18 protein-coding genes are annotated in these 24,699 nt (G+C 54.8%); 11 read left to right on the top strand and 7 right to left on the bottom strand.

Annotation, left to right across the window (positions count from 1 at the left end; genetic code table 11):
- Positions 1–66 precede the first annotated feature (66 nt).
- Positions 67–2,520 (top strand): DNA topoisomerase IV subunit A, encoded by a 2,454-nt coding sequence (locus RR877_RS06855; RefSeq protein ID WP_332550396.1) that lies wholly within the window; start codon positions 67–69, stop codon positions 2,518–2,520.
- Here the strand turns inward: RR877_RS06855 and RR877_RS06850 are convergent.
- Positions 2,517–4,598: a DNA topoisomerase IV subunit B gene (locus tag RR877_RS06850; RefSeq protein WP_277494980.1), complete on the bottom strand. Its 2,082-nt coding sequence runs from the start codon at positions 4,596–4,598 to the stop codon at positions 2,517–2,519. The genes RR877_RS06855 and RR877_RS06850 overlap by 4 nt on opposite strands.
- Positions 4,599–4,776: 178 nt before the next feature.
- Here RR877_RS06850 and RR877_RS06845 point away from each other — a divergent pair, with 178 nt between their 5' ends.
- Complete coding sequence (locus RR877_RS06845) at positions 4,777–5,013, top strand: hypothetical protein (protein WP_110233210.1); 237 nt, start codon at positions 4,777–4,779, stop codon at positions 5,011–5,013.
- A 62-nt stretch (positions 5,014–5,075) separates the two neighbouring features.
- On the opposite strand, the gene RR877_RS06840 is transcribed toward RR877_RS06845, so the two are convergent.
- On the bottom strand, positions 5,076–6,779 hold the full coding sequence (locus tag RR877_RS06840; RefSeq protein ID WP_332550444.1) for an RNA polymerase sigma factor: 1,704 nt from the start codon (positions 6,777–6,779) through the stop codon (positions 5,076–5,078).
- A 188-nt stretch (positions 6,780–6,967) separates the two neighbouring features.
- Positions 6,968–7,894: a PAC2 family protein gene (locus RR877_RS06835; protein WP_332550395.1), complete on the bottom strand. Its 927-nt coding sequence runs from the start codon at positions 7,892–7,894 to the stop codon at positions 6,968–6,970.
- Positions 7,895–7,976: 82 nt separating this feature from the next.
- Between RR877_RS06835 and RR877_RS06830 the strand changes: the two genes are divergently transcribed.
- The 3 genes from RR877_RS06830 (at position 7,977) to RR877_RS06820 (ending at position 12,335) form a co-directional block, all read left to right on the top strand.
- The gene (locus RR877_RS06830) at positions 7,977–9,452 is read left to right on the top strand and encodes a leucyl aminopeptidase (RefSeq protein WP_332550394.1); all 1,476 of its coding nucleotides are present in this window, start codon (positions 7,977–7,979) and stop codon (positions 9,450–9,452) included.
- Between the two features lie 86 nt (positions 9,453–9,538).
- The gene (gene lpdA, locus RR877_RS06825) at positions 9,539–10,912 is read left to right on the top strand and encodes a dihydrolipoyl dehydrogenase (RefSeq protein WP_110233207.1); all 1,374 of its coding nucleotides are present in this window, start codon (positions 9,539–9,541) and stop codon (positions 10,910–10,912) included.
- Between the two features lie 58 nt (positions 10,913–10,970).
- Entirely contained in the window at positions 10,971–12,335 is a 1,365-nt protein-coding gene (locus RR877_RS06820; RefSeq protein ID WP_110233206.1) for a 2-oxo acid dehydrogenase subunit E2, read from the top strand.
- A 3-nt stretch (positions 12,336–12,338) separates the two neighbouring features.
- Here the strand turns inward: RR877_RS06820 and RR877_RS06815 are convergent, their stop codons facing one another.
- On the bottom strand, positions 12,339–13,076 hold the full coding sequence (locus RR877_RS06815) for a hypothetical protein (protein ID WP_332627832.1): 738 nt from the start codon (positions 13,074–13,076) through the stop codon (positions 12,339–12,341).
- A gap of 116 nt (positions 13,077–13,192) precedes the next feature.
- Here RR877_RS06815 and lipB point away from each other — a divergent pair, with 116 nt between their 5' ends.
- From lipB to RR877_RS06800, 3 genes are all read left to right on the top strand, one after another.
- Positions 13,193–13,834, top strand: a complete 642-nt coding sequence (gene lipB / locus RR877_RS06810; protein WP_277495529.1) for a lipoyl(octanoyl) transferase LipB — start codon at positions 13,193–13,195, stop codon at positions 13,832–13,834.
- Positions 13,818–14,804, top strand: coding sequence for a lipoyl synthase (gene lipA / locus RR877_RS06805; protein ID WP_110233203.1), 987 nt, complete (start codon positions 13,818–13,820; stop codon positions 14,802–14,804). The genes lipB and lipA overlap by 17 nt, the downstream gene beginning before the upstream one ends.
- Before the next feature lie 68 nt (positions 14,805–14,872).
- Positions 14,873–15,568, top strand: a complete 696-nt coding sequence (locus RR877_RS06800; protein ID WP_332550392.1) for a DUF4191 domain-containing protein — start codon at positions 14,873–14,875, stop codon at positions 15,566–15,568.
- Between the two features lie 45 nt (positions 15,569–15,613).
- On the opposite strand, the gene RR877_RS06795 is transcribed toward RR877_RS06800, so the two are convergent.
- On the bottom strand, positions 15,614–16,063 hold the full coding sequence (locus RR877_RS06795; RefSeq protein ID WP_332550391.1) for an RDD family protein: 450 nt from the start codon (positions 16,061–16,063) through the stop codon (positions 15,614–15,616).
- A gap of 141 nt (positions 16,064–16,204) precedes the next feature.
- On the opposite strand from RR877_RS06795, the gene glnA reads away from it, so the two are divergent.
- Positions 16,205–17,629, top strand: a complete 1,425-nt coding sequence (gene glnA / locus RR877_RS06790; RefSeq protein WP_110233200.1) for a type I glutamate--ammonia ligase — start codon at positions 16,205–16,207, stop codon at positions 17,627–17,629.
- Between the two features lie 72 nt (positions 17,630–17,701).
- Here glnA and RR877_RS06785 read toward each other — a convergent pair whose 3' ends face one another.
- Both RR877_RS06785 and RR877_RS06780 read right to left on the bottom strand, forming a co-directional pair.
- Complete coding sequence (locus RR877_RS06785) at positions 17,702–20,668, bottom strand: bifunctional [glutamine synthetase] adenylyltransferase/[glutamine synthetase]-adenylyl-L-tyrosine phosphorylase (protein WP_332627831.1); 2,967 nt, start codon at positions 20,666–20,668, stop codon at positions 17,702–17,704.
- Positions 20,669–20,686: 18 nt separating this feature from the next.
- Positions 20,687–22,024 (bottom strand): glutamine synthetase family protein, encoded by a 1,338-nt coding sequence (locus RR877_RS06780; RefSeq protein ID WP_277495526.1) that lies wholly within the window; start codon positions 22,022–22,024, stop codon positions 20,687–20,689.
- Positions 22,025–22,059: 35 nt separating this feature from the next.
- On the opposite strand from RR877_RS06780, the gene RR877_RS06775 reads away from it, so the two are divergent.
- Both RR877_RS06775 and panB read left to right on the top strand, forming a co-directional pair.
- Positions 22,060–23,799, top strand: coding sequence for an NAD+ synthase (locus RR877_RS06775; RefSeq protein WP_332627829.1), 1,740 nt, complete (start codon positions 22,060–22,062; stop codon positions 23,797–23,799).
- A 9-nt stretch (positions 23,800–23,808) separates the two neighbouring features.
- A complete protein-coding gene (panB, locus tag RR877_RS06770; RefSeq protein WP_332627827.1) occupies positions 23,809–24,648 on the top strand; it encodes a 3-methyl-2-oxobutanoate hydroxymethyltransferase in 840 nt (279 codons plus the stop codon).
- Positions 24,649–24,699 lie beyond the last annotated feature (51 nt).

Here is a 24,699-nt window from a genome sequence, read left to right as displayed (position 1 = left end):
CTGCCATAGTTACGCGGTTTGCCAGCTATGCCTGCTGTGTCTTATGCGTAACGAAAGATCACAGATATGGTCCCCTCCACCCCAGCGAATGATGCCCTCGAGCGCATCGAGGACATCGATGTCTCGACAGAGATGCGGGACTCATTTCTGGAATATGCCTACTCGGTGATTTACTCTCGGGCACTGCCCGATGCACGCGACGGCCTCAAGCCCGTTCAACGCCGCATCCTGTTCATGATGAGTGAGATGGGTTTGCGCCCCGACAAGGGCCACGTGAAGTCGGCGCGTGTTGTTGGTGAAGTGATGGGAAAACTTCACCCCCATGGTGATGCTTCCATCTATGACGCCCTTGTTCGCCTGGCTCAAGACTTCTCGCTCCGCCTGCCCCTCATTGATGGACACGGTAATTTCGGTTCGCTGGATGACGGCCCTGCTGCTGCCCGCTACACCGAAGCCCGCCTCGCTGCTTCTGCACTTGCCATGACAGCGAACCTTGATGAAGACGTCGTCGACTTCGTTCCGAACTATGACAACCAGTTCCAGCAGCCAGATGTTCTTCCTTCGGCCTATCCCAACCTGCTGGTAAACGGTGCGAGCGGTATTGCAGTGGGCATGGCCACCAACATGGCTCCCCACAACCTGATTGAGGTCATTGAAGCCTCGATTCACCTCCTGAGGAACCCCCAGGCATCGCTGGACGACCTGATGGCGTTCGTGCCTGGACCAGATCTTCCCTCCGGTGGTGTGATCATGGGCTTGGACGGTATCCGCGAAGCCTATGAAACCGGTCGCGGCAGTTTCAAGACACGTGCACGAGTCACCATTGGCAGCGTCTCCCCTCGCAAAATGGGCATCACTGTTACCGAACTCCCCTACCTGGTCGGTCCTGAAAAGGTCATCGACAAAATCAAAGATGGCGTCACGAGCAAAAAGCTCAACGGTATTTCTAACGTCATCGACCTCACGGATCGCCACCACGGTCTCAAGCTGGTGATCGAAATCAAGACAGGTTTCGACCCTGAAGCCGTCCTGGAACAGCTCTACCGCTACACCCCGCTGGAAGACTCCTTCAACATTAACAACGTTGCCCTGGTCAACGGTGGCCCACAAACCATGGGTCTGCGCGAGATGCTCACCGTCTATGTCGACCACCGCAAGCAGGTAGTTCAGCGTCGTTCACAGCACCGCCTCACCAAGCGTCAAGAACGTCTTCACCTGGTCGATGGTCTCCTCATCGCCATCATGGACATCGACGAGGTCATTCAGCTCATCCGCCAAAGTGATGACACAGAACAAGCCAGAGCCCGACTGATGGAGGTATTCGAGCTCTCTGTTCCTCAAGCTGATTACATCTTGGAACTGCGTCTTCGTCGCCTGACTAAATTCTCTCGAGTAGAGCTCGAAGCAGAAGCCGATGCTTTGCGTAAAGAAATCTCTGAACTGGAAACCATTCTCGCCAGCGATAAGAAGCTGATTGATGTCGTAGTCAAGGAGCTTTCCGAAGTTTCCAAGAACCTCGGAACTCCTCGCCGCACGGTGTTGTCCACCTCAACAGTCGCACCCGCCACAACCGCAGCACGTGTTGCTTCTGCGCAACCCGAAGCACTGCAGCTCGAGGACACTCCGTGCCGCGTGTTGCTCTCTGCCAGCGGACGACTTGCTCGTGTTGATCTTGATAATGCTGACGACCCCATTGCTCAAGGAACCCACCGCACAGCACATGATGGTGTTGTCTCCAACATCTCCACAACTCGTCGAGGTCTCATTGGTGCTGTGACGAGCAAGGGACGCTTGGTTCACTTCTCCCCCGTCTCACTTCCTGGGGTTCCTGCCTCTAGCGTTTCACTTGCTGCAGCAGTCAATAGCTCCGACTACGTCGAACTGGAATCTGGCGAGAAGGTTGTGGGCCTAGTTTCCCTCGGCGGAGAAACCACCTATGCACTAGGAACTGCTGAGGGTGTCGTCAAGCGCATCCAAGCCGATGCATTCCCTGTGAAATCTGGCAATGCCATCATCTCGTTGAAAGATTCCGACACGGTTGTGGGTGTCGCTCCCGCAGCAGAGAGTGATGAACTGATCTTTGTCACTTCTGATGCGCAGCTCCTCCACTTTGGCGCAGAGGCTGTTCGCCCCCAGGGTGCTGCAGCCGGCGGTATGGCTGGTATCCGGGTCTCAGACAATGCTCGAGTGATTTACTTCACCGCAGGCCCCGAAGCTGACGCCCAGGTGGTCACCATCTCCACCAGCATGAACACTTTGCTCGGTACAGACGCTGGCCGCGCCAAGATGTCTCTGCTTTCTGAATTCCCCGCTAAGGGCCGTGGCACCGGTGGTGTTCGCGCACAAACTCTCCTGAAGGGAGAAGATGCGTTGGCACTGGCCTGGGTGGGCCAGGGAATTCCCCGCGCTAGCGCACTAGATGGAATGCCCCGCGAACTTCCCACTGAGCTAGCCAAGCGCGATGCCTCTGGCACCTTGCTCGACGGAGACGTTGCCTTTGTGGGCAACGCCGTTAGCTAAACGTCGATTCGGTCGCGAGACAGGCCAGCTGAGCCTTCAATAATGAAGTCTCGGCGTGGACCAACGTCATTACCCATCAAGAGCTCAAAGACGGTGTCAGCCATCGCTGCATCCTCCACACGAACACGGCGCAGTGTGCGTGCTGAGCGATCCATGGTGGTGGTGGCAAGCTGATCTGCATCCATTTCACCCAGACCCTTATAGCGCTGAATGGGCTCTTGGTAGCGCTTTCCGGACTTCGCCAATGCAGCCAACACGGACTGAAGTTCAGTCTCTGAATAGGTATAAATCGTTTCGTTGGGCTTCGTGCCAGGGTTAATCACCACCACGCGGTGAAGTGGCGGAACAGCGGCAAAAACCCGCCCTGCTTCAATGAGGGGACGCATATAACGGAAGAAGAGAGTGAGAAGAAGCGTTCTAATGTGTGCGCCGTCAACATCAGCATCTGACATCAAGATGACCTTGCCGTAACGGGCTGCATCAAGATCAAAGCTGCGTCCAGAGCCTGCACCAATCACCTGAATAATCGAGGCACATTCAGTGTTGTTGAGCATGTCAGAAACAGATGCTTTTTGAACGTTGAGGATCTTGCCTCGGATGGGCAGCAACGCCTGATACTCACTGTTGCGAGCGAGCTTTGCCGTTCCGAGTGCCGAGTCACCCTCCACGATGAAGAGTTCGGACTGTTCAACATCATTGCTTCGACAATCAACCAACTTTGCGGGAAGGCTCGAAGTTTCCAGCGCATTCTTTCGGCGCTGAGTTTCTTTGTGAGTGCGAGCCGAGATGCGGCTCTTCATTTCAGAAACAATCTTTTCCAGCAGCAAGGCAGATTGTGCCTTGTCGTCACGCTTAGTTGAGGTCAGGCGTGCTGTGAGTTGCTTCTGAACAACAGAGGCAACAATGGCCTTCACTGCTGGAGTTCCCAGAACTTCCTTGGTCTGACCTTCGAACTGTGGTTCTGGGACGCGAACGGTCACTACAGCAGTGAGACCGGCTAGAACATCGTCTTTCTCAACCTTGTCGTTACCTGCTTTGAGCTTGCGAGAATTCGCATCAACCTGGGCACGGATGACCTTGAGCAGCGCCTGTTCAAAACCTTGCTGGTGGGTTCCACCCTTGGGGGTGGAGATGATGTTGACGAAGCTCTGCATCTCGGTTTCATAACCCGTGCCCCAACGCAGCGCAATGTCCACACCACAGCTACGCTCCACTTCAGTGAGAGCCATATTTCCATCAGGCCCCAAGACAGGAACGGTCTCCGTGAAGTTACCCTCGCCTGAAAGGCGCCAGATGTCAGTCACTGCAGTATCTGGAGCAAGGAACTCAGCGAACTCGCTAATACCGCCGCTGAACTTGAAGCTCGATTCAAGGACTTCGGGACCACGCTCGTCTGTAATCTTCATTTCAAGACCGGGAACAAGGAACGCTGTTTGGCGGGCGCGCGAGTCTAAATCTTCAGTTTGAAAAGAGGCACCTGGAGTGAAAATCTGCTGATCTGCCCAGTAGCGCACACGGGTTCCGGTAACACCCTTGGCAACCTTGCCCTTGACGGTGAGCGAGCTTCCGTCTTCAAAGGGTGTGAAGGGATTGTTCGGAGCAATTCCCTTGCTGTCGTCAAAGACGCCAGGTTCCCCACGTCGAAAGGACATGGCCCAGGTCTTGCCATCACGGTCAACTTCGACATCGAGGCGCTCTGACAGCGCATTAACGACAGATGCACCCACACCGTGGAGACCACCAGAAGCGGCATAAGAACCGGAACCAAACTTTCCACCAGCGTGCAGCTTGGTGAAGACAACCTCAACACCAGTCAGACCCGTCTTGGGCTCAACATCAACAGGAATACCACGCGCTTTGTCACGAACCTCGACGCTATTGTCTTTGTGAAGTTGGATCTCAATAGAGTTTCCGTGACCACCCAAGGCCTCATCAACTGAGTTGTCGATGATCTCCCACAGGCAGTGCATGAGCCCACGAGAGTCTGTGGTTCCGATATACATACCGGGACGTTTACGGACCGCCTCTAATCCTTCCAAAACGGAAAGATGGCGAGCGGAATACTCAGAAGAACTCACGCGACTCCTCAACTACTTCGTGGCGCTCTTGAACAGTAGTTTGTTCGGAGCCCAATTCCGCGGAGGCACGCGTCAGGAACCTGATACGCGGTCAGCGAAATGCCCTGCATTCCGACCACAAAACACAGCTCTTCATGGTTATATGTGCTTAGGACTTCATTACGAAGAGGAGCGAGAGATGACAACAGCAATGACTGAAACCGCATCAACCGACGTAGCCTCCGAGCTCACAAGCCTCGACCGCTGCGACAGCTGCGGTGCACAGGCATACGTTCGAGCCACCATGCCTGCAGGTGGTGTTCTCCTCTTCTGCGCACACCACGCTTCCAAGCACCGTGAAAAGCTCACCGGCCTTGGCGCTCAGTGGCACGACGAGACCGCAAAGCTGCACGCAGCGAACGATCGCTCAATCTAAGAACTCAACTTAACGAAGAAGCCCCGGTGCACTGCACCGGGGCTTCTTTCACATTTCTCGATTTATTCGAGGTAGTCACGCAGAGACTGAGAACGCGAAGGGTGACGAAGTTTCGCCATGGTCTTCGACTCAATCTGACGGATACGCTCACGAGTCACACCGAAGGTGTCACCAATCTGGTCGAGAGTCTTGGGGATGCCATCGCCCAGACCAAAGCGCATGCGGATAACTCCGGCTTCACGCTCAGAAAGTGAATCCAGGAGAGATTCCAGCTGCTTCTGCAACATGGTGAATCCCACTGCATCTGCTGGAACAACTGCTTCGGTGTCCTCAATGAGGTCACCGAATTCACTGTCACCATCTTCACCAAGAGGCGTGTGAAGCGAGATGGGCTCGCGGCCATACTTCTGAACTTCTACGACCTTTTCAGGAGTCATGTCGAGTTCGCGTGAGAGCTCTTCAGGAGTTGGTTCGCGACCGAGGTCCTGCAGCATCTGACGCTGGACACGAGCCAGCTTGTTGATGACTTCAACCATGTGAACAGGAATACGAATGGTTCGTGCCTGGTCAGCCATAGCGCGAGTAATTGCCTGACGAATCCACCAGGTTGCATAAGTGGAGAACTTGAAGCCCTTGGTGTAGTCGAACTTCTCAACTGCACGAATCAGACCGAGGTTACCTTCCTGGATAAGGTCCAGGAACTGCATGCCACGCCCGGTGTAACGCTTCGCAAGAGAAACAACCAGACGCAGGTTGGCACCGAGCAGGTGGCTCTTGGCGCGCTGGCCATCGCGGGCGACCCAACGAAGTTCACGCTCGAGCTGCTTCGGAATGTTCTTCTTGGTTGCCAGCTTGTCTTCAGCAAAGAGACCAGCTTCAATACGCAGGGCAAGTTCAACTTCTTCAACAGCGTTGAGCAGAGGAACTTTACCGATCTGCTTGAGGTAATCCTTAACGGGGTCAGCAGTAGCACCGGTGATTGCGGTGGAGTAGACAGGGATGTCATCGTCATCGTCTGCCATGGACAATACGATGGCGCCGGTAGGCAGAGGTTCTTCAGTTACTGCAGGACGTGCAGGCTTGTCTTCATCTTCTTCGAGTGCTTCGTCGTCAACAACGTCAATGACAACTGCTTCGATAGCGACATCTGCGACGAGATCTTCTTCGTCTACTTCTTCGTCATCTGCCTCAGGATCGACTGCCTTTGCGCGGCCACGACCACGCTTGGGAGCGATTTCTGCGGGTGCTGCTTCTTCGGTCAAGAGAGCATTTGCCATCTTTTCCAGTTCAGCTTTAGTGGGCTTCTTTGCCTTAGCTGCTGGCTTCTCTGCTTCAACAGCCTTAGCAGGAGCCTTAGTGGCTGCTTTGGCAGGAGCCTTTGCTGCTGACTTTGGCTCGGCCTTAGGGGCAGCAGCCTTAGTTGCAGGAGCTTTGGTGGCAGGAGCCTTGGTGGCAGGAGCCTTAGCCGCTGCAGTCTTTGCGGCAGGTGCTTTCGCAGCAGTCTTAGTTGGTGCCTTTACGGCTGGCTTTGCAGCAGCTTTAGCTGGAGCCTTCGCAGCGGGCTTCGCAGCGGGCTTCTCAGCTGCCTTTGCAGGTGCCTTTACTGCAGGCTTAGCAGCAGTTTTGGCGGCGGGCTTGTCAGTTTTCGCTGCTGCTTTCGCAGGTGCCTTGGCTGCGGGTGCTTTTGCGGCGGGCTTTTCAGCAGGCTTAGCTGCAGCTTTTGCAGGGGTTTTGGGAGCAGGAGTCTTGGCGGCAGGAGCCTTCACAGAGGGAGCACTTTCCGGAGCTGGCTCGACAGCAGAGGACTTGGACTTTCCACCAAAGAGCGACGCAAAACGTCCTTTAGCCTTGGGGGCTGTGTTCTCTGTAGCCATGAGCAGATTTCTCCTGTTCGGGGGCATAACTAGGACCCTTGTCAAGTCCCGTGAAGGGATAAGACTGGGTCCGGTTTCTATTATCGCATGTCGCCAGACTCTTCCGTACCACGGCGGTACGCAAGAAACTCTTCGAGTTCTGCAGCTATTTCATCAGCGGTAGGAAGTTCACCCTCAACGTCGGTCAGAGGGGAACGGAGTGCGTTGTCCTTCATGTATGAGTCGTAACGCTGTTCGAGGGTGTGAACGAGTTTGTTCAATTCTTCGTTGGTCTCGACTTGCTCATCAATCTTGCCAACGAACTCACGTCCCTCTTCACGCAGACGATCGGTGGGGAAGATCAAACCTGTTGCCGAGCTGATGCTTTCTAGCGCAACAAGGGAGGCCTGAGGGAACTCAGTATCAGCCAGATAGTGAGGAACAAGGAGGACGAAGCCAGCTACTTCATGCTCAATTTCTTGCAGTCGATATTCCACCAGGTGCATGGCGTTGGCAGGAACCTGGGTGTGGGGACGCCAAACCGAGAACTGTTCGATCAGTTCTGATCGATTACCACTCACCGTGGTACCAATTGGCCGGGTGTGCGGAACAGGCATAGGAATGGAGTGGACCCAGGTCGTCGTAGCAACATCGAAGCGCTCAACGAAGTTGAGAACTTCCTTACTGAATGCTTCCCATTTGAAATCAGGTTCATATCCAGTGAGCAAGATGAAGGGACGAGATATTTCATCTCGAACGAGGTGGAAGGCCAGCATGGGTGGCTCAAAGCCAGTCAAGTGGTCCTGATCGAAGTAAATAATGGGGCGGCGTGCACGGTAGTCGAGCAAAGAATCAGCATCAAAGATGGCAATGATCTGTGAATCCATCGTGTCCACGATGTAGTCGGTGAAACCCGTGACTGCAGAACCAGAATCTGCAAAGCCAGTGAGTCCAGCAACAAGTGGAAGTCCACGTGGGACTTCGGCAGCGTCCATCACGAAATGAAGCAAGCTCTCGCGTTCAGGCATAGCTTCAGTCTACGTTCGGTTTTCTCACCTCTCGTACGCGTGGCAGAAGCTTGTGCACAGCACGAGAACCTAATGTGAAGTCGTGAGTATTCCTAAGCTGTCTTTGGTCCCCCGCCCCTCTGCGAAAGCCCTCATTGTTGTCGGTGCTGTTTCTGGAAAGAAGGGTGTGCGCATCGAGTCTTCTCGGGACACATCTAAGCTGGCCAAGCTGGCAGAAGCGCTTGAGATAACCGGCGCACTGGATTCGTTCACAACCGTGGTTGACCCGGCACACCCCACCACGATTATTGCCGTGGTTGGTTTGGGTTCAGAGCCCCTCACCCCCAACAGCTACCGCTACGCCGGCGCAGTCGCTGCCCGCAAACTGGCGGGCACAGAAACTATTGCTTTTGATCTAGCTCTTACCGATGCCGCCTCTGTTGAAGCGCTTGCTGAAGGTGCTGCACTTGGCACATATACCTACAACGACTACAAATCGACACCAGAGAAGAAGAATCCCGTCTCTGCGGTGGAAATAGTTGTTGACAAGAAAATCTCTGCAGAGCTCTCCAAATCAGCGATTTCTGCTCAGGCACTTTCACTCGTCAAGAACTTGGTCAACACTCCACCCAATGACCTCTACCCCGCTTCTTTTGTTGAGCACACTCTGACAACCATCAAGGGTCTGCCGATTAAGTCCACGGTGTGGGATGAGAAAGCACTCGTCAAAGACGGCTTTGGCGGCATTGTCGGTGTAGGTAAGGGTTCATCTCGCCCACCACGTCTGGTCAAGCTTGTTTATGCGCCCAAGAAAGCCAAGAAGCACATAGCCATTGTGGGCAAGGGAATCACCTTCGACACTGGCGGGCTCTCGCTCAAGAGCGGTGCCGGCATGATCGGCATGAAATATGACATGACAGGTGCCGCCTCAACCTTGGCCATCATCACTGCCGCAGCTGAGCTCAAACTCAACGTCAACATCACAGCATGGTTGTGCTTGGCAGAGAACATGCCTTCGAGCACTGCGACACGTCCCAACGACGTATTGACCATCCATGGCGGAAAAACCGTCGAGGTTCTGAACACTGATGCAGAAGGCCGCCTCGTTCTCGCTGACGGCCTCGTTGCTGCCAGTAAGGAACACCCTGATCTGATCATCGACATCGCCACTCTCACCGGTGCCGCAACCACAGCATTGGGTACTCGTTACACGGGCGTGATGGGAGACACTGAATCTATTTCCCACCTTGTGGAACTCGGAAATTCTGCGGGAGAAAGCTTCTGGCACATGCCATTGCCTGAAGAACTTCGCGCCTATCTGAACTCTGATGTTGCAGATATTGCCAACGTCAAGCCAGGTAACACCGCTGCAGGAATGCTCGTGGGAGCTACATTCCTCAAAGATTTCGTAGGAAAGTCCTCTGACAAGCCAGACGCACCACTTATTCCGTGGATGCACCTTGACATTGCTAACACCGCAAACAATGCCGGTGGGGCATATGGCTATACAAGTGCTGGACCAACAGGCGTTGCTGTACGCACCCTGATTAACCTCGCAGAGTCCTACGCCACGGCGTAGTAGTCTCGTAGAGGTTAACTTCACCGTAAGTAACGCAGATTTTTGCGTCTGCCTGGCGCAAACCCACTCTCAAAAGGAGCAGAAACGTGGCTGAACTCAACTTTGACCTCGTCGTACTCGGCGGCGGAAGTGGCGGCTACTCAGCTGCTATCCGCGCCAGCGAACTGGGCATGAACGTTGCCCTCATCGAAAAGAACAAGCTTGGTGGCACCTGTCTTCACGTGGGATGTATTCCCACCAAGGCAATGCTCCACGCAGCTGAGGTAGCTGACAACGCACGTGAAGCTCACGAATGTGGCATCAACGCCACCTTCAACGGTGTGGACATGGACCGCGTAAACGCATTCCGCGAAGACATCATTGCTAAGAAGTTCAAGGGTCTCGGCGGCCTGATCAAGGCACGCGGGATCACCGTTATTGAGGGTGAAGGTCGCCTCGTCTCCCCCAACACCGTTGCTGTTGGTGCAGACAACATTGTGGGAAAGAACATTGTTCTGGCAACTGGTTCTTACTCTCGCTCTCTTCCCGGTCTCGAAATCGGTGGCCGCGTTATCACCAGCGAGCACGCCCTGCAGATGAACTACGTCCCCAACAAGGTCGCCATTCTTGGTGGCGGTGTTATCGGTGTCGAGTTCGCATCAGTATGGAAGAGCTTTGGTGCAGAAGTTGTCATCATCGAAGGCCTCCCTCACCTCGTTCCAAACGAAGAAGAGAGCATCTCTAAAGCTCTCGAGCGTGCGTACCGCAAGCGCGGAATCGACTACAAACTGGGTGTTCGCTTCCAAGGCGTAACCCAGAGTGACTCTGGCGTTGTCATCACCCTCGAAAGCGGCGAGACCATCGAAGCCGACCTCATGCTGGTTGCTGTAGGCCGTGGCCCCGCAACCGCAGGTTGTGGCTTCGAAGAGGTCGGCATCACCATGGACCGCGGTTTCGTGATCACTAACGAGCGCCTGGCTACCAACATCCCCGGCGTTTACGCTGTGGGTGACATTGTTCCTGGCCTCCAGCTTGCTCACCGTGGTTACCAGCAGGGCTTCTTCGTTGCCGAAGAAATCGCTGGCCTGAACCCTGTTGTCATCAGCGACACCAACATTCCGAAGGTCACCTACTGCGAGCCAGAAATTGCATCTGTCGGTCTCACCGAAGCAAAGGCTGCAGAGCAGTACGGCGCAGACAAGATTGCCGCATACGACTACAACCTTGCCGGTAACGGTAAGAGCGAAATCCTCGGAACCGCAGGTTCGGTCAAGGTCGTTCGCGTCGTTGACGGCCCAGTAGTTGGAGTTCACATGATTGGTGCTCGCGTTGGCGAACTCATTGGTGAAGCTCAGCTTGTTGTCAACTGGGAAGCACACCCAGAAGACATCGCACCTTTGGTCCACGCTCACCCAACTCAGAACGAGTCACTGGGTGAAGCATTCCTGTACCTCGCTGGCAAGCCTCTACACACGCTGTAGAGACCGGCCAAGCATTAGTAAGCTAAACAACGCAGCAGCTAACAAGGAGATTTAGTCCATGAGCGAGTCAGTCAGCCTCCCCGCACTGGGTGAAAGCGTCACCGAAGGCACCGTTACCCGGTGGCTCAAGAACGTCGGTGACCGCGTAGAGGTAGATGAGCCTTTACTCGAAGTATCAACCGACAAGGTTGACACCGAGATCCCTTCGCCTATCTCTGGCGTTGTGGAAGCAATTCTGGTCCAGGAAGACGAGACCGTTGCCGTGGGCACCGTCCTCGCTCACATCGGTGATGGTTCCGGTGCTGGCGCAGCTCCTGCGGCACCAGCCGCTGAGGCTCCCGCAGCACCAGCTGCTCCAGAGCCCGTTGCAGTGCCTGAGCCCGTTGCAGCTCCTGAGCCAGTAGCAGCACCAGTCGTTGCACCTCCCGTTGTTGCAGCTCCCGTTGTAGCACCTCCAGTAGTGGCTCCCCCCGTTGTTGCTCCTCAGCCTGTAGCAGCACCTGCTGCTCCCGCTGCACCAGCACACTCCGGAGGCGCAGGTTACGTCACACCCATCGTGCGCAAGTTTGCAAACGAAAACGGCGTTGACCTCAACGCAGTCGTCGGAACCGGAATCGGTGGACGTATCCGCAAGGAAGATGTCCTCTCGGCACGCGGTGGTTCTTCTGCAGCTCCTGCAAAGACTCGCACCCCGCTGACCGTGTCTCCGCTTCGCGGAACTACCGTTCCCATGACTCGTCTGCGCAAGGTTGTTGCAGAGCGCGCCGTGATTTCCATGCAGAGCACTGCACAGCTGACCAGCGTTGTTGAAGTTGACGTCACTCGCATTGCTGAACTGCGTAAGCGTGTTCAGGGCCAGTTCGTTGCTGCAACCGGTGGCAAGCTCAGCTTCATGCCTTTCTTTGCTCTTGCAGCTACGGAAGCACTCAAGGCTTTCCCCATCATCAACGCAACTGTTGATGGCGACAACATTGTGTACCCAGGCCACGAAAACGTATCCATTGCTGTTGACACCGAGCGCGGTTTGCTCACTCCTGTGGTGAAAAACGCTGGAGAGTTAAACATTGCTCAGTACTCCATCGCTATCGCCGATGTTGCAGCTCGCACCCGCGACAACAAGCTGCAGCCAGACGAGCTCGCTGGTGGAACCTTCACCCTGACCAACACAGGTTCTCGTGGAGCTCTCTTCGACACTCCTGTGGTCTTCCTTCCCCAGCTTGCAATCCTCGGAACCGGTGTTGTCACCAAGCGTCCCGTTGTGATTGAGGCTGAAGGTCAGGAAGTCATCGCTGTTCGCTCGATGGTCTACTTGGCTCTGTCCTACGACCACCGCATCATCGATGGTGCCGACGCAGCTCGCTTCCTCGGCGCTATCAAGGAACGCCTCGAAGAGGGTGCTTTCGAAGCTGACCTCGGCATCTAAGTTCTAACGAGGATCAAACACCTCACGAATTCGCCACGCAGTTCCTTTCTTTTGCAGGAGCAGCGTGGCGAATGTCGTTAAGCCATCGTTGAGTTGGGCTTGGACGTCAACCAAAACAATCTCTCCACTTGTGCTCACAACTGTGGCCTGCAGAGAGTCCCTAGAAGCATTCTCAGGGATTACCACCCCTGGAACCTGTCCTGACACAACGAAATCAATCGCTGCCTCCGTCGGCTTTGTTGGCTGATCAACCAGTACGGGGGTTTCACTCGAGCCGGGTGTGGCCAACTCTTCGAGAGAACCGCCATTCTTGGACGGTTGGGATGTGAGACTCAATCCGAGAAATACCAACAACGCGCTAACAAATCCCGAAACAATCATGAGTCTTTTTCTCTGAGAAATTCTTTCTGTGAGCGCGAGAACCAGGCTTCTGCGCTCCCCCAACTCGTGCTCGCTGTCGAGTTCTGGAGGCAGAACTTCAGGGTCATACTCTAGGACTGGCTCGAGCACTGTCACGAGAGGCGGAATGTAAGTAGCAAGGTCCTCCTTCTTAGAGATCCAGACCAGATCGCCATCAGCATTGCGGCCTACGTCACAGTATTTTTCAGGACGGGAGCAAACCGTAAGAACATGCTCAACTGGGACACCATCGATATGAGCAGTGCCATGCATCATTGAACGACCACTACTGCCTGGCTCTATTCGATAGCCAACGAGGTATTGATGTTGAGCAGTTCCCATGTGCCGAGAATGTCATTCGGATCAACAAACAACGGATGTATTGACGCTGTCGTGGACAAGCTTCTGGGAAAAAGATCTGTGGAGAACTGGTGTCTTGCGGAAGGTAGACTTGAAGAATGTTGGATGTCGTCATTCTCGGTCTCGGAGATGACGCAGTTCCCTACCGTGAAGCATGGGAAAAACAGCGTGAAATCCACAAACAAGTTGTTTCTGGAGAACGACCCAACACTCTGCTCCTTCTCGAACACCAGTCTGTTTACACCGCAGGCAAGCGCACCGAGGAATCTGAACGTCCTGTAGACGGAACTGAGGTCATTGACGTTGACCGCGGCGGAAAGATTACGTGGCACGGCCCTGGGCAGCTCGTCGGATACCCCATTACCAAGCTTCAGGAACCCATGGACGTTGTTGCATATGTTCGCACCATTGAAGGTCTCCTCATCGACGCTGCCGCGGAGTTTGGCGTTACTGGTGAACGCGTTGAAGGCCGCTCAGGTGTCTGGGTCAATCGTGGCCTGAACTATGACAAGGTTGCAGCCATTGGCATTCGCATCAGCGAAGGCGTCTCGATGCACGGCTTTGCCATCAACTGCAACAATTCTCTTCAGGCCTACGAGAACATCGTGGCCTGCGGCATCCGTGATGCGGGTGCAACAACTTTGTCTCAGATTTCGGGAACAAACATCACCCCTGGTGACGTTGTTCCTGTTGTTACACGTCTTTTCACTCACTACTTTGAGGATGCTCATGTCAGCTGATGGCCGCAAGCTTCTGCGCTTGGAAGTTCGTAACAGCGAAACTCCTATCGAGAAGAAGCCTGAATGGATTCGTACCAAAGCCAAGATGGGTCCTGAATACCAGGCACTGCAGAAACTGGTGAAGAGCGAAGACCTCCACACTGTCTGCCAAGAGGCCGGCTGCCCCAACATCTATGAATGCTGGGAAGACCGTGAAGCAACCTTCCTCATTGGTGGATCTCAGTGCACCCGTCGCTGTGACTTCTGCCAGATTGACACCGGAAAGCCCGACGCTTTCGATCGCGACGAACCCCGCCGCGTTGGTGAATCCGTCGCTCAGATGAACCTGCGTTATGCCACTGTGACGGGCGTGGCCCGAGATGACCTCGAAGACGAAGGTGCGTGGCTCTACGCCGAGACCATTCGTCAGATTCACCAGCAGAATGCCAACACGGGTGTGGAGATCCTTGTTCCTGACTTCTCCGGCAACCCCGATCACCTCAAGCAGGTCTTCGATGCCGCACCTGAAGTCTTTGCGCACAACGTAGAAACAGTGCCACGCATCTTCAAGCGTGTTCGCCCTGCGTTCACCTATGAGCGTTCACTCGATGTTCTGACCCAAGGTCGCAACGCAGGCATGATCACCAAGTCGAACTTGATCTTGGGCATGGGCGAAACCCGTGAGGAAGTCAGCCAGGCACTCCAGGACCTTTATGACGCTGGTACTGACATCATCACCATCACGCAGTACTTGCGCCCCAGTGCACGTCACATGCCTGTTGACCGCTGGGTTCACCCAGAAGAGTTCGTTGAGCTCAAGGACGAGGCAGAAGCTATTGGTTACCTCGGCGTCCTCTCTGGACCCCTTGTGCGCTCTTCCTACCGCGCAGGTCGTCTGTATGCACAGTCCATGCGCGCTAAGGGCCGTGAAATCCCTGAAAGCCTGAGCCACTTAGCTGATGCCGAACTGGGTTTCTCCCAAGCCGTTTAGTTTTTCTTTGAGGTGATCTCCCCCGTGGTGGTCATCCAAACCTCTCCACGATAGGTATTGTTTTCTCCATGGCACGAACGAAAAAACCCAAGGGATCTTCACGTCTAGCTCAGATGTGGCAGGTCTTCCAGATGACCCGTCGTTACGACAAGAGTGTTGTTGGATTACTCCTGCTGGCATTCTTACTCCCCACCGGAGCCGGCGTAGCTGCAGGTCTCATTCTCAGTGGCGGTAACGTCTTCACACTCGTCATCTGGATCGTTGTGGGCGTCATGCTCGGATTGCTGATTGGCTTGATTGTTTTGGGTCGACGAGCAGAACGCGCTGCATACTCCCAGCTGGAGGGTCAGCCCGGAGCCGTTGGTGCTGTCATGAAATCTGCTCTCAAGCGCAGCTGGATAGCTGAAGAGATGCCAGTTGCTATCAACGCGAAAACCAAGGATGCAATTTACCGTGCCGTTGGCCGCGGTGGTGTTGCCCTCATCGCTGAAGGCCCTATTTCTCGCACACAGCGTCTCGTTGACGACGAGAAGCGTAAGACCGCAAAAATTCTCCCCAACGTTCCCATCACCGTGTTGACTGTGGGACCGGATGAAGAATCCGTGAAGCTCTACAAGCTCGGCTGGCAGCTAACCAAGATCAAGCCTGCATTGACCAAGAGCGAGGTTCGTGTCGTCTCTAACCGTCTGGCGTCGCTGGGAACCAACGTTCCTATCCCCAAGGGAATTGACCCTTACAAGGTTCGCCCTTCACGCGCACGCTAAAGTAGCCCAACAATCCGGTCCACTCCTCGAGTGGGCCGGATTTCTTTATCTGGACTTGAGTAGCAATGTCCCTGCGATCTTGTCGTGGAATCCTCGCTGATCTGAATCCCACACCAGTGCCGGCACGACAAGAGCAAGCAAAACGCTTCGCGCAATAGGTCGCCACCAGGTCAGGCTCCCACCATGGACATTGACCACGAATAAGCCCAGCAAACGGTGTCCCATGCTTCCGCCAATTGCCCAAATGGAAAGAATTTGCAGGGCGACAAACACGCCAAGTAGCTGTAATTGACCTGCTGCAGTGGATGAAATGGTGAGGTAATCACGCCCAGAAATCAACATCAACACCAGAACAGAAATGATCCAGTCCACCGTAATGGCAGCAAAACGACGGCCCACTCGACCCACAGATTGTGGACCTGATTCAGGCAGTCCCAAACGTTCTCCGGGATAGCGACTCATGGGCAAATCGGGTCGTTTCGGTTCTGAAGCCATACCCCTGAGTTTACGCGCCTGAAAGCCTGTAACATGGTTGAAACAATTGCGATACAGCTACGCAACGCAAGACTCGTACATTGGTTCCAAGGTTGCACTCACGTAACCGCTTTATTCCATCTAATTTGGAGCTATCTAAGCATGTTCAAAGATTCCTCTGAGGTTCTGAAGTTCATCAAGGACACTGACGTAAAGTTCCTTGACATCCGCTTCACCGACCTTCCCGGTGTTCAGCAGCACTTCAACATCCCCGCCTCGACAGTTGACGAAGAATTCTTCACTGTCGGCCAGATGTTCGATGGTTCGTCGATCCGTGGCTTCGCCTCGATCCACGAGTCGGACATGCAGCTCATCCCAGACCCCACCACTTGCTACATCGACGAGTTCCGCACCGAGCGCACTCTCGTTATGCTCTTCGACATCTACAACCCACGTACCGGTGAGATCTACCACCGTGACCCCCGTCAGGTTGCTAAGAAGGCTGAGAAGTACCTTGCTTCGACCGGTATCGCTGACACCGCTTTCTTCGCTCCTGAAGCAGAGTTCTTCATCTTCGATGACGTACGTTACGAAGTAAACCAGCAGACCTCCTTCTACAAGATTGACTCTTCTGAAGCTCCCTGGAACTCCGGCAAGAAGATCGAAGGCGGAAACCTCGGAAACACCACCCCCTACAAGGGCGGTTACTTCCCCGTCTCCCCCGTTGACCAGCACGCTGATCTCCGCGATGACATCTGCCTCAAGCTCATCAACGCAGGCCTCATCCTCGAGCGCAGCCACCACGAGGTTGGTACCGCAGGTCAGGGTGAAATCAACTACCGCTTCGACACCATGGTCAAGGCTGCAGATGACATCCTGAAGTTCAAGTACATCGTCAAGAACACCGCTAACGAGTGGGGCAAGACCGCAACCTTCATGCCAAAGCCTCTCTTCGGTGACAACGGTTCGGGTATGCACACCCACCAGTCGCTGTGGAACGACGGCAAGCCACTGTTCTACGACGAGAACGGCTACGGCGGTCTCTCTGACGTTGCACGTTGGTACATCGGTGGTCTGCTCAAGCACGCAGGTGCTGTGCTCGCATTCACCAACCCAACCGTGAACTCTTACCACCGCCTGGTTCCTGGTTACGAAGCTCCCGTAAACCTCGTTTACTCTGCTGGTAACCGTTCCGCTGCGATCCGCATCCCCTTGACCGGTAACAACCCCAAGGCAAAGCGCATCGAGTTCCGTGCACCTGATGCTTCTGGTAACCCTTACCTCGCATTCGCTGCACAGATGATGGCTGGTCTCGACGGAATCAAGAACCGTATCGAGCCTCACGAGCCCGTGGACAAGGACCTCTACGAACTGCCACCCGAGGAAGCAAAGAACATTCCTCAGGTTCCTGAGTCGCTGGAGCACGCTCTCCAGGCTCTCGAAGCAGACCACGAATTCCTCCTGCAGGGCAACGTGTTCACCAAGGACCTCATTGAGACCTGGATTTCGTACAAGCGCGACAACGAAATCAAGCCTCTCTCGTTGCGTCCTCACCCCTTCGAGTTCGAGCTCTACTACGGCGTCTAATCACTCTAGAGGACACTCACAAGAAAGCCACTGCCGCAAGGCAGTGGCTTTCTTCGTTAACTCAACAGTGAGCTAGAAATCAAAGAACACGCGTTCGACGACCTGTCGGGCACGGCGCGTAATCGAAAGGTAATCCTCTTCTAAGCGTGATGCAGAACCGGGTGGGTAATTCAGAAGTCGAGCAATGCCCTCAAGATCACGGGTGTCCTGAGGAAGCACGTCGGTTGCTTTGTCTGCCCAAATCGTGATTCCGGAACGCACACGTGAAGCAAAGATCCACGCATCAATAAGTTTTTGTGCATCTACTTCAGCAATAAGTCCCGCCTCAACAGCTGCACGAAGTGCTTTCACGGACGAGGTTGTGTGAAGCGAGGGATACTTGTGGGCGTATTGCAGTTGCAACAGCTGCACCGTCCACTCCACATCACTGAGCGAGCCGCGGCCTAACTTCACGTGCCGTGCAGGATCAGCTCCTTGAGGAAGACGTTCTGCTTCAACACGTGCCTTGATCCGGCGGATCTCTCGCACATCTTCCACGCTGATGCCCTCGGGATATCGAACGCTATCGATGAGCGTCATCATGTCTTTCTGAAGCTTTTCAGGGCCCAACACAGCACGAGCACGGAGAAGTGCTTGTGCTTCCCACATCAACGACCACCTTGCGTAATAAGCGGCGTAAGAGTCCAATGAACGGGCGATAGCACCGTTCTTGCCCTCAGGACGGAGGTCGGTGTCGATGTCGAAGGGAAGGCGAGGATCTTCCACAAGTTCCTTGATACGCAAGACAATGCGTTCTGCACGCTTTTGGGCCTGTTCACCTGAACACTCTGCTGTGGGGCGGTAGACGTAAATCACATCTGCATCGCTGTCGAAACCGAGTTCTTGACCGCCATAACGCCCCATCGCAATCACGGCGAACTCTGGGTTATGTTCTGCTTCTCGCAGAGCAATTCCTAAATAACCGTTGAGTGCTGCTGTGGTGACATCGCTTAAGCCCTGGCTGATCTGGTCAATCGTGACCACTCCAAGGATTCCGCCGATTGCCAGGCGCAGAACCTCACGTCGACGCATGGAGCGAACAGCCTTACGTGCTGCGTCATCATCTTCGTGGTGACGCGCAAGGATTGCCAACACCTCTGCCTCTAAAACATCTTGCGGTGTAGGGGCAAGCTCCTCATCTCCGTCAAACCAAGCCGCAGATTCGGGGATGAGCTCCATCAGGTCAGAGACGTATCGCGAACCACTCAACACCTGTGTCAAGCGCTTGGCAGCACCTGCAGAGTCACGTAGCATCCTCAAGAACCAGTGCGACTCCCCCAGCTGTTCACTGAGCAAACGGAAGGTGAGCAGACCATGGTCAGGGTTGGCGCCCTCAGAAAGCCATTGCAACATCACCGGTAGGAGCGCACGTTGAATCGCAGCACGGCGAGAGACACCGTTCGTGAGTGCAGCAATGTGCTTGAGAGAGCCTTGTGGGTCGCGAAAACCAATCGCTGCGAGGCGTGCTTCAGCCTGGTCATTGGTCAGCTGGTGAGTTTCTTCAGGCAGCTTGGCTACTGCCGCCAATAGCGGCCTATAGAACAGGCGCTCATGCAACTCACGGACGTCGAGTTTGGTTTGCTGCCACTGAGACACCACTTCTTCCGCGGTGTGCCACAGGCCCGTGGCGCGGGCAAGAACGCGCTGCCCTTCCTCGTCACGGGGCATCAGGTGAGTCCTGGAAAGATCCCGCAATTGCATGCGGTGTTCCAGTAAACGCAGGAAGCGATAGTTGTCAGCGAATGACTGTGCTTCGTCACGGCCGACATATCCGGCTTCAGACAGGCGGGTTAGAGATTCCAGTGTGCCCTTGGTGTGAACACTGTCATCGACGAGACCATGCACGAGCTGTAGCAACTGAACAGTGAATTCAATGTCTCGCAGACCACCAGGGCCCAGCTTGATTTGATACTCAACATCATCACCCGGAATGTTTTCAGTGACACGTTCACGCATGCGCTGAACTTGTTCCACAAAGTTGGAACGGCTCGCGCTTGACCACACCTTCGGAGCAACGGAGGCAACATACTGCTCACCAAGTTCTTTGCTTCCAGCAAGTGGTCGCGCCTTGAGCAGAGCCTGAAACTCCCAGTCTTTTGCCCAGCGGTCGTAATAAGCCAGGTGCGAGTCAAGGGTACGCACCAGCGCACCATCTTTACCCTCAGGACGCAGATTGGCATCGACTTCCCACAAGCCTGGCTCTTTGGACACTTCAAAAATGACACGTGCAGTGTGCTGAGCAAGGCGCGTGGCGATAGTCAACGCCTTATCGGTGGGCAACTTCTCTTCATCTAGAGATGCGCCGACATAGATTACATCCACGTCACTGAGATAGTTCAGCTCCCTCGCACCGCACTTACCCATACCGATGATGGCGAGATCTACCAGGGCAACGTCGTCAGTGGAGAAATTCTCTGCCACCTCGGTTCGGGCAATAGCGAGGCCTGCCTCCAATGCACCGCCGGCAATATCGGACAGAGAGCCAGTTACCCACTCAATCTGGTGGAGAGGATCCTCATGCCCGAGGTCCCAGATCGCAATCTTGAGCAAGAGCTCACGGTAGTGAATACGCAACGCATCACGTGCCGCATCCCCACCGCTCTTCGCAAAACCCTTTGCTGCTCCCACACTTTTAAGCAATGTGGCACGCATCTTTTCTTGATCACCAGGCAGACCTGGTTCATCGTGGAATAATGTCAGGGTGTGGGGATGACGTTCAATGAACTCTGCAAGCCCCTTGGAGCCACCCAGAATACTCAAAAGCCGGGTAGTTGCCCCTTCGTCACCGAGAAGTTTCTTCACCGCTTTAAGGGCAGTTTCAGACTGACTCAGTCGCAATAACCAGCTAATTGCTCGATCTGGATCGGCACTGTTGTGGATGGAACGCAGAATGAGCTCAGCATCACCACCGGTGAGTTCACAAACCTTTTCTAGTTGAAAGAGAGCTTCACTGAGGTCGGTAAAACCGGCCTTAGCGAGCTGAGTGCGCGACAGTGCCACGAGAGTAAGGGTTTAGAACTAGAGGGTCTCGAGGTTAGAGCGTAGCTCGAAGTTAGTGACCTGGTTGCGATAGTCAGCCCACTCCTGCCGCTTGTTGCGAAGGACGTAGTCAAAGACCTTGGAGCCGAGTGTCTCGGCAACCAACTCAGATTCTTCCATCAACGAAATAGCGTTGTTAAGGCTCGAAGGAAGCGGCTTGTATCCGAGGGCCTTGCGCTCGGTGTCAGTGAGCTCCCAGGCGTTCTCTTCTGCCTCTGCAGGAAGGTCCATGCCCTCTTCAATACCCTTCAGACCTGCTGCAAGCAGGACTGAGTAGGCAAGGTAGGGGTTCGCAGCAGAGTCAATAGCGCGGTACTCAATACGAGCGCTCTGACCCTTACCGGGCTTGTAGACAGGAACGCGAACAAGAGCCGAGCGGTTGTTGTGACCCCAGTTAGCAAATGCTGGAGCCTCGCCACCACCCCAAAGACGCTTGTAAGAGTTGACGTACTGGTTAGTGATGGCCGTGATCTCTGGTGCAAAGTGTAAGAGACCTGCAATGAACTGGCGACCAACCTTGGAGAGCTGGTGCTTGGCACCGGCCTCGTAGAACGCATTGTTGTCACCCTCGAAGAGTGACATGTGCGTGTGCATACCCGAACCCGGGTGCTGCGCGAAAGGCTTAGGCATGAAGGTGGCGTATACGCCCTGCTCCATCGCAACTTCCTTGATCACGGTGCGGAAAGTCATGATGTTATCCGCGGTAGTCAACGCGTCTGCATAACGCAGGTCAATTTCGTTCTGACCGGGGCCAGCTTCGTGGTGGCTGAATTCAACCGAGATTCCGATGTCTTCGAGCATGCGCACCGAACGACGACGGAAGTCGTGTGCAGTTCCACCAGGAACGTTGTCAAAATAACCAGCAGTATCGATGGGCTGTGCGCCACCGTTAGCCCAGTCACTGTCCTTGAGCAGGTAGAACTCAATCTCTGGGTGAGTGTAGAAAGTAAAACCACGCTCTGCAGCCTTAGCCAGCGTGCGCTTAAGAACGTTTCGGGGGTCAGAAACGGCTGGCTGACCGTCAGGGGTATTGATGTCGCAGAACATGCGAGCAGTGGGGTCTACCTCACCGCGCCACGGCAGGATCTGGAAGGTGCTGGGGTCTGGGTGAGCCAGAACATCAGCTTCATAGGCACGGGTCAAACCTTCAATGGCCGAACCATCGATACCGACACCTTCAGCGAAAGCACCTTCGACCTCGGCAGGTGCCACAGCAACTGATTTCAAGGTACCAACAACGTCGGTGAACCAGAGGCGAACAAACTTTACGCCGCGCTCTTCAATCGTGCGCAGCACGAAGTCCTGTTGCTTGTCCATGAGAACCCTTTCCTATCGCTACTAGGCTACTTGTTATGCCGATTCTTCGCTTGGCTCTTGCCCAGACAAACCCACGATTAGGGGATTTTTCTCGCAATGTTTTACAGATTGTTAACACAGCTGTAGAGGCATTCGGCCAGGGCGCTGATCTAGTCGCATTCGGTGAGATGTCTTTGACGGGGTATCCCATCGAAGACCTTGCAACTCGACCTGATTTCTTGCGCGAAACACACACTCACCTCGAAGACATCGCAACACAGATTGCCGCCTCTGGCGCAGGCTCCATCCCGGTCATTGTGGGCTTCCCGCACGGCCCGCTCGATGACCACCACGCCAATAGTGGATCCCCCTCTGCAATTGCCTACAACTCAGCTGCTGTGCTGCAGGACGGCCGAATTATCGGCATTTACAACAAGCATCACCTGCCCAACTACTCCGTTTTCGATGAGTACCGCATCTTCCGAGCCGGCTCTGATGCTCTTGTTCTTCACGTAGCAGGAGCCGACGTTGCCCTCGCTATTTGCGAAGACATCTGGCGCGAGGGTGGCCCAGTTGCCGCAATTGCAGAGGTTAAGCCCAGTCTGTTGCTCATACTCAACGGTTCGCCGTTCGAACGTGAAAAAGACGAGGTGCGTTTGCCCCTCGTTCAGCGCCGAGCTGAGCAGGTCAATGCTCCCGCGGTCTATCTAAACCTTGTCGGTGGACAAGACGACCTGGTTTTCGATGGTGGCAGCTTTGTCACGAACGCCTCCGGCAAAGTATTGGCACGTGCTCACCAGTTTGTAGAACAAACCTTGCTGGTCGACATTGCTATCAAAGACTCCACAACCCACGGTTCCCAGGTCGGTCCCGGCGTCGTGGTTGTTGAAGCAGGCGCGGGCAACCCTCAGCGTTCAACACGAGCAAAGGTCACAGCTGAGATTGCTCCACAGCTGGACATCAATGAACAAATCTGGGACGCACTGGTTCTCGGCATGCGTGACTATGTCGAAAAGAACGGCTTTAGGTCAGTCATTCTGGGCCTTTCTGGCGGTATCGATTCGGCCGTGTGTGCCGCACTTGCCGTGGATGCCATTGGCCCCGATCGAGTTTTTGGTGTATCGATGCCGAGCAACTATTCCAGTGACCACTCACGCTCTGACGCAGATGACTTGGCTGAACGACTGGGTATAGATATTCGTACCGAGGCAATTGCACCCCTGGTTGACCCCGTTGAAACCCAACTTCATCTGGATGGTGTGGCGGCAGAGAACCTGCAGGCTCGTATTCGCGGAATCATTTTGATGGGCTTGAGTAATGCCGAGGGGCACCTTGTCCTCACCACCGGCAACAAAACCGAGATTGCCGTGGGCTACAGCACCATCTACGGCGACAGTGTGGGCGGCTTTGCTCCCATTCGGGATGTTCCCAAGACACTGGTGTGGGAATTGGCGAAGTGGCGTAATGAGCACGCTCGCAAGAAGGGCCTGACTCCCCCGATTCCAGAGAACTCCATTACCAAGCCACCGTCAGCTGAACTCCGCCCAGGCCAAGTCGATCAAGACACCCTGCCGGAATATGACGTTCTGGATGCCATTCTTGATGCCTACATCACCGAGCGTGTGGGCAGGGATGTCATCATTTCGCGTGGATTTGGTGTTGAGATGGTGGACCGAGTTATTTCTCTCGTCGACCGCGCAGAGTGGAAGCGCCGTCAAGGCGCGATTGGTCCCAAGATTTCTGAGATGGCGTTCGGTCGCGACCGACGACTGCCGGTCACTTTTACCCGTAACTAGACTGGTTCCATGAGCGTTCACCCTGATCACACCTCTGATGCTGTCACCAAGCGTGTCCGCACGCGCCACTTTGCTCAGGCAAAGGCCAACGGCATCAAGATCACGGGGTTGACCAGCTATGACACCCTGACTGCTCAGATCTTTGACGAAGCAGGTATCGACTTCCTGCTTGTGGGCGACTCAGCCGGTAATACTGTTCTCGGTTACGACTCCACGCTTCCCGTCACTGTGGATGAACTCATCCCTTTGACCCGTGCTGTGGCGTTATCCGCAAAGCGTGCACTTGTCATCGCAGATATGCCGTTTGGTTCTTATGAAGAGGGCGCAGAGCACGCTCTGCGCACCGCCATGCGCTTCATGAAGGAAACACACGCTCACGCCGTCAAGCTAGAAGGTGGTGTGCGCAGCGCAGACCAGATTCGTCGCATCGTGGAATCAGGTATCCCAGTGATGGGTCACGTGGGCTTTACTCCCCAAAGCGAGCACGGCCTCGGCGGTCACATGATTCAGGGTCGCGGCGAAGCTGCCGACGCTGTTCTTGCTGATGCTAAAGCTGTAGAAGCTGCCGGTGCTTTCGCCGTTGTGCTGGAAATGATTCCGGCAGAACTTGCTGCGCGCATCACTGCAGAGCTCACGATCCCCACGATTAGCGTGGGTGCAGGTGCAGAAACAGATGGCCAGCTCTTGGTCTGGACCGACTTCGCCGGCATGAACACCGGTCGCGTACCCAAGTTCGTCAAGCAGTATGCGAACCTCGGCGCAATCCTCAGCGATGCTGCCAAGGCATTCAAAGCAGATGTGGAATCAGGAACCTATCCAGGTCCTGAACACAGCTACGAAGATAACTAACTGTACTGCCCAGGCAGGTTGGTTGAGTAAATGTGACGACTCGCTGTAGTC

The organism is Aurantimicrobium sp. (genome assembly GCF_036667855.1).
Lineage (GTDB): Bacteria > Actinomycetota > Actinomycetes > Actinomycetales > Microbacteriaceae > Aurantimicrobium.
Note: the sequence above shows the minus strand (reverse complement) of the source record. Positions and strands in the feature narration are given on the sequence as shown.

Excerpts from the sequence above, each read along its gene's own strand:
- RR877_RS06795 (WP_332550391.1), bottom strand. The coding sequence starts at position 16,063 with ATGGCTTCAGAACCGAAACGACCCGATTTGCCCATGAGTCGCTATCCC.
- RR877_RS06855 (WP_332550396.1), top strand. The coding sequence starts at position 67 with ATGGTCCCCTCCACCCCAGCGAATGATGCCCTCGAGCGCATCGAGGAC.
- glnA (WP_110233200.1), top strand. The coding sequence starts at position 16,205 with ATGTTCAAAGATTCCTCTGAGGTTCTGAAGTTCATCAAGGACACTGAC.
- RR877_RS06780 (WP_277495526.1), bottom strand. The coding sequence starts at position 22,024 with ATGGACAAGCAACAGGACTTCGTGCTGCGCACGATTGAAGAGCGCGGC.
- RR877_RS06845 (WP_110233210.1), top strand. The coding sequence starts at position 4,777 with ATGACAACAGCAATGACTGAAACCGCATCAACCGACGTAGCCTCCGAG.
- RR877_RS06775 (WP_332627829.1), top strand. The coding sequence starts at position 22,060 with ATGCCGATTCTTCGCTTGGCTCTTGCCCAGACAAACCCACGATTAGGG.
- RR877_RS06835 (WP_332550395.1), bottom strand. The coding sequence starts at position 7,894 with ATGCCTGAACGCGAGAGCTTGCTTCATTTCGTGATGGACGCTGCCGAA.
- lipB (WP_277495529.1), top strand. The coding sequence starts at position 13,193 with ATGTTGGATGTCGTCATTCTCGGTCTCGGAGATGACGCAGTTCCCTAC.
- panB (WP_332627827.1), top strand. The coding sequence starts at position 23,809 with ATGAGCGTTCACCCTGATCACACCTCTGATGCTGTCACCAAGCGTGTC.
- lipA (WP_110233203.1), top strand. The coding sequence starts at position 13,818 with ATGCTCATGTCAGCTGATGGCCGCAAGCTTCTGCGCTTGGAAGTTCGT.
- RR877_RS06800 (WP_332550392.1), top strand. The coding sequence starts at position 14,873 with ATGGCACGAACGAAAAAACCCAAGGGATCTTCACGTCTAGCTCAGATG.
- RR877_RS06815 (WP_332627832.1), bottom strand. The coding sequence starts at position 13,076 with ATGGGAACTGCTCAACATCAATACCTCGTTGGCTATCGAATAGAGCCA.
- RR877_RS06820 (WP_110233206.1), top strand. The coding sequence starts at position 10,971 with ATGAGCGAGTCAGTCAGCCTCCCCGCACTGGGTGAAAGCGTCACCGAA.